This window comes from Streptomyces sp. (assembly GCF_031181555.1).
Taxonomy (GTDB): Bacteria; Actinomycetota; Actinomycetes; order Streptomycetales; family Streptomycetaceae; genus Streptomyces; species Streptomyces fimbriatus.
On the sequence record NZ_JAPSKQ010000001.1, the window covers coordinates 43,554 to 48,149 of the forward strand.

Annotated in this window: 6 protein-coding genes; 4 read left to right on the forward strand and 2 right to left on the reverse strand. The window is 72.1% G+C overall.

Annotated features, from left to right (window positions below):
* Positions 1-38: 38 nt before the first annotated feature.
* On the reverse strand, positions 39-389 hold the full coding sequence (locus RIM90_RS00160) for a hypothetical protein (RefSeq protein WP_309058398.1): 351 nt from the start codon (positions 387-389) through the stop codon (positions 39-41).
* 162 nt (positions 390-551) lie between these two features.
* On the opposite strand from RIM90_RS00160, the gene RIM90_RS00165 reads away from it, so the two are divergent.
* From RIM90_RS00165 to RIM90_RS00175, 3 genes are read left to right on the forward strand one after another with little or no spacing between them, the layout of a single operon-like run.
* The gene (locus tag RIM90_RS00165) at positions 552-1,382 is read left to right on the forward strand and encodes a PP2C family protein-serine/threonine phosphatase (protein ID WP_309058399.1); all 831 of its coding nucleotides are present in this window, start codon (positions 552-554) and stop codon (positions 1,380-1,382) included.
* Positions 1,383-1,433: 51 nt separating this feature from the next.
* The gene (locus tag RIM90_RS00170) at positions 1,434-2,441 is read left to right on the forward strand and encodes an MASE1 domain-containing protein (RefSeq protein ID WP_309058400.1); all 1,008 of its coding nucleotides are present in this window, start codon (positions 1,434-1,436) and stop codon (positions 2,439-2,441) included.
* 54 nt (positions 2,442-2,495) lie between these two features.
* Complete coding sequence (locus RIM90_RS00175; protein ID WP_309058401.1) at positions 2,496-2,888, forward strand: SgcJ/EcaC family oxidoreductase; 393 nt, start codon at positions 2,496-2,498, stop codon at positions 2,886-2,888.
* A gap of 57 nt (positions 2,889-2,945) precedes the next feature.
* Here RIM90_RS00175 and RIM90_RS00180 read toward each other — a convergent pair whose 3' ends face one another.
* The gene (locus RIM90_RS00180; RefSeq protein WP_309058402.1) at positions 2,946-3,830 is read right to left on the reverse strand and encodes a L,D-transpeptidase family protein; all 885 of its coding nucleotides are present in this window, start codon (positions 3,828-3,830) and stop codon (positions 2,946-2,948) included.
* Positions 3,831-4,002: 172 nt separating this feature from the next.
* On the opposite strand from RIM90_RS00180, the gene RIM90_RS00185 reads away from it, so the two are divergent.
* Positions 4,003-4,596: hypothetical protein (locus RIM90_RS00185; protein WP_309058403.1), on the forward strand; the 594-nt coding region annotated here is incomplete at its 3' end.

Consider the following 4,596-nt stretch of genomic DNA (forward strand, 5'->3'; position numbering starts at 1 on the left):
GGGAAAGAGGGCGACGGGCTTCGCGCGGGCCGCCGGGACTACCGTTCCGCGTCGGTCTCGTAGTGCAGGGAGATGGAGCGCAGGACGTCGGCGGACGACACGTCGGTGCGGCCTTCGTCGTGGACCTCGGCGAGCTGCACGAAGGCGAAGGTCAGGGCGGAGGTGATCTGCACGATGGCGGGGCCCAGCTTCTCCGTGATGATGTCCGCCACCTCACGGGCGCTCGCGTCGGCCGGCAACTGGATGTGCGGCAGCATCTCCTCCAGGAGCTTGGCGACCGCTCCGCTCCCGGTCACGTCGGCGTCCGGGTTCTCCCGGAGCTGCCGTCGCATCTCGAGGGCCTCGGTGAGGATGCCGACGCCCCGCTGCATGATCTCGCGCTGCTCCATGCGCACAGCCTAGGCGCGTTCGGCGGCCGGCCCGCGAGAACCCGCGAGAACAACTGGCCCGGTCATCTCACTTACGGCTATCATTCACTTTCATATACATACGATCGTTTTATCCCGGGGGCGACTTCCGCGCCTGAGTCTCCTCGCCCGAGTGAGTGATCCATGTTCCGTATCGGCTCCACGGACGACGGCGACGAGCTGCTGGCCAGACTCCGGACGCTGACGGCGCAGGCACGCGCGCAGGCGGAGGTGCAGCGCTCCCGGGTCGAACTGGCCATCGCCCTGCAGCGGGGCATGCTGCCCAGGGGCCTGCCGGTCGGTGACGGCGTGCGGCTGGCCGTGCGGTACTCGCCCGCGTACCAGGGTCTCAACGTGGGCGGCGACTGGTACGACGCGTTCACGATGCCCGACGGCCGCATCGGCCTGTCCATCGGCGACGTACAGGGACACAACATCGAGGCGGCCGCCTTCATGGGCCAGGTGCGGGTCGGGCTGCGGGCGCTCGCCTCCGTCGACAGCGACCCGGGCGAGCTCCTGTCCCGGACCAACGACCTGTTGCTGTCCCTGGGCTCGGATCTGTTCGCCACCTGCACCTTCATGCGGCTCGACCCGTCCACCCGGGTGCTGGAGAGCGCGCGGGCCGGGCATCTGCCGTGCGTGTGGGCCACCGCGGACGGCCGGTCCGGGATCACGGAGGACGAAGGGGGCCCTCCCCTCGGTGTCCTGCCGGGGGCGGCCTACCCCGTCACCCGGTACCGGCTCGACACGGGCGGCGTGTTCGTGATGCTCACCGACGGTGTCGTGGAGGGTCCCTCCATGCGGCTCGACGAGGGACTGGACCAAGTGGTGCGGCTCGCGGGCATCGCGGCGGTCGCGGGAATGGACGCGGACGCGCTCGCGGCCGCCGTGATCAAGGGCGCGGAGCGGGTGGGGCACGACGACGACGCGGCCGTCCTGGTGATCGGGCACGACGGACCGGTCACTCAGCCATAGGGCCGCAGGCCCGCGCCCCTCACCTCGCCGACGCGCAGGCCCCGGTGTCTGATGGCTGGTGTGGTGGCTAGCCAGGATCTGCGTGCACCGGCCGTCCTCGTGCTCGAGACGCTGGCGGTCGCCGCCTGCTATTACGCGGCCGGACGACTGGGACTGCTGTGGGGGCTGATCGTCGAGGGTGCGGTGGTCAGCCCCATCTGGCCGCCCACGGGGGTGGCGGTCGCCTGCCTGCTGTTCTTCGGGCTGCGCTGCTGGGCGGGGGTCGCGCTCGGCGCCCTGTTCGTCCTCATGTCGCTCACCCCCCTGCAGTGGTCCTCGCTGGGCTTCCTCGTGGGCAACACCGTCGCACCCGTGTGCGGATACCTCCTGCTGCGCGGGGTGGGCTTCCGCAGCGACCTCGCACGCTTACGGGACGGTCTCGCCCTGGTGTTCCTCGGCGCCCTGGGCGCCATGCTGATCAGTTCCTCCTCCGGCGTCGGTCTCCTCGTGGCCACGGGCGACCTGCCGGGGCACGACTTCTGGGTGGTGTGGCTGGCCTGGTGGGTGGGTGATGCCATGGGCGTGCTGATCGTCACCCCGGTGCTGCTCCTGGTCCACCGCGAGCGTCCCGTGATGCGCTGGTCGCGGTCGGCGGAGGCGGTGGGTCTGGCGGCCATCGTGGGCTGTTCCGTGCCGCTGGCCACGCACAGCCACATCAGTCTGCTGTTCCTCGTCTACCCGCTGCTGATCTGGGCGGCCCTGCGGTTCCAGCTCGCCGGCAGCATGCTGTGCGCCCTGTTCGCCTCCGTCATGGCCACCATCGCGGCGACCGACCGCGTCGGGTCGTTCGCGCAGCTGTCCCGCGTGGAGATCATGATCAAGCTCCAGGCGTTCAACGGGACGATGGCCCTGACCGCCCTGCTGCTGTCCGCGGTGATCACCGAGCAGCGCAACACCAGACGGTCCGTGGAACGCGCCTGCCAGGAACTGGTCGAGGTGCTGGAGCACCTGACGGCCGGGGACACCGCGTCCAACCGGGCCCTGCGGGACGAGGGCGGACCGCGGGACGGCGCCGGGTGAGCGCGAGCGGCACCCCTTGACCTCAAGACGAGTTGAGGTACCAGAGTGCTCCTCATGAGTACAGGGATCACGGACATCAAGGCCATCGAAGAGGTCGTCGCCACCGTGGAGCGCACTCAGCGCGCCAAGGACGCGGAAGGCTTCCTCTCGCTCTTCCACCCCGACGCCCTCTGGACGACCGGCCACGGCAAGGTCCTCATCGGTTTCGACGCCATCGCCGAGTTCACCCGCGCCGTGCTGCCCGACGCCGAGTGGGACGGCGAGGTCACCTACGAGGTGGTGCACGTCCAGTTCCTGCGGCCCGACGTGGCGGCCGTCAAGGTGCGGCAGGTGTACCACTGCGCGAAGAGCGGCTCGCAGGGGGCCCCGCTCTACGTCATGACCAAGCAGGAGGACGGCCGCTGGCTGCTGCACGCCTGCCAGAACACGGAAGTCCTCGCCGGGTAGGGAAGATCCGTGTCCCACGGAGCGCCGGCGCGGGACACCGCGCACTCCGCCGGGGCGTCACCTGCCCAGGGAGCCGGCGTCGCCCATGACGATCACCGGGTTCTGGTCGGGGTCGAGTGCGCGCAGGAGTTCCCTCATGTGCCGCTTCTCGAGGCTCACGCATCCCTGGGTGGGGCCCTGGTGGTCGACGTGCAGCCAGATCCCGCCGCCCTTGTCGGCGCCGAGCGGACGGGTCCCGTCCAGCGGGGAGGTGCCCGGCTCGCGGTTGTAGTCGATCGCGACGACGTAGTCGAAGGACCCGGCCAGCGGTTCGCCCTCGAAGCCCGTGCCGTCGACGATGAAGCCCTCCGACTGGTCGTACGGCAGTTCGGTGCCGGGGTCGGGCAGCAGTCCCCCGGCGTCGCTGAGGGTGAACACCCCGATGGGCGAACGGAGGTCGCCCGCGTAGTGGTCGTCGGTCCAGCCCCTGAGGGCATTGTGCGCGGGCCATGCCGTACCCGCCCGCCACCCGGAGGCGGTGCGCCGGTACAGCACGGCCTCGGAGCGGTTGTCGTTCCTGCCCCGGCCGGTGACGACGACGACCTGGCGGGTGTCCCCGGGGATCTGCGCCAGCATACGGGGGCCGAGGCCGGGGATGTCGGCGGGCGCCGTCGTCTCCGCCACGGCGCCGGTCCCGCCCTGCGCGGTGCCGGCGGCGCCGGTCCCGCCCTGCGCGGTGCCGGCGGCGCCCGGTGGACCGCCCGCCGGCACGGTGGCCGCCGGGGTGTCGCGCGCCGTGCCGCCGGTGCCCGCCCCGCATCCGACGAGGGCCGCCAGCACGGCGAGGAGGACGGCCGGCAGCGGCAGCCGGCCGCGTGCCCGGACGAGGACACCGGTCTGCCGGTCACCCCGGGACGGGGCGCGGTGACGCGCGCGGGAGGGGCAGTCGATCGATGAGGCCATGCCCTCAGCGTGACTTCGACTTCCCGGGGGCACCTCCGCCTGGGTCCTGATGACCGACCCACGGCGCCCGTCCGTGTGACGGGCCGTCCCCCGAGTGGAGTACGGGCCCTTCGAGGGCCGGCACGGCCGTACCATGGCCGGCCATCGGGAAACCGGGAGAAGGGGCACCGCCATGTCCGGGAACACCACCGCCGTCACGGACCTCACCTCGCAGTACACCGCCCAGGTGGCGAGCGACCTGGAGCGCAACGTCAAGGAACAGGAACGCGTCGCCGCGGAGATCGCCGCGCTGCAGGAGCAGCTGACCGCGCTTCAGCGCGACCACACCGTCCTGGTGAACATGCAGCAGGCGCTGGGCATCGCACCGGTGCCCGCGGAGCCCGTCGCCGTGCCCGAGGACGGCACGGTGTCCGGCGGCCCGACCGTCCCGGCGCCGCGGCGGAAGAGCCGCGCCAAGTCGGGGACGGACAAGCCGAAGCGCGGGAGGAAGGCCTCGGCGGCATCTCCCCGCGCCGCGTCCGGGAAGTCGGCGCGCGCGTCGTCCGGGGGCAGGGCGGACCGGACCGGGGCGGACGGGCCCAAGCTGGCCGAGCTCGTCCGGCAGCACCTGGCCGAGCGGACCGAACCCCGCTCGGCGGCGGAGATCACCGCCTCCCTCGGCCAGGCCCACCCCGGGCGCACCATCAGGACGACGGTCGTCCGCAGCACGCTCGAGGGTCTCGTCGCCCGCAACCAGGCCCAGCGCACCAAGCAGGGCACGTCGGTC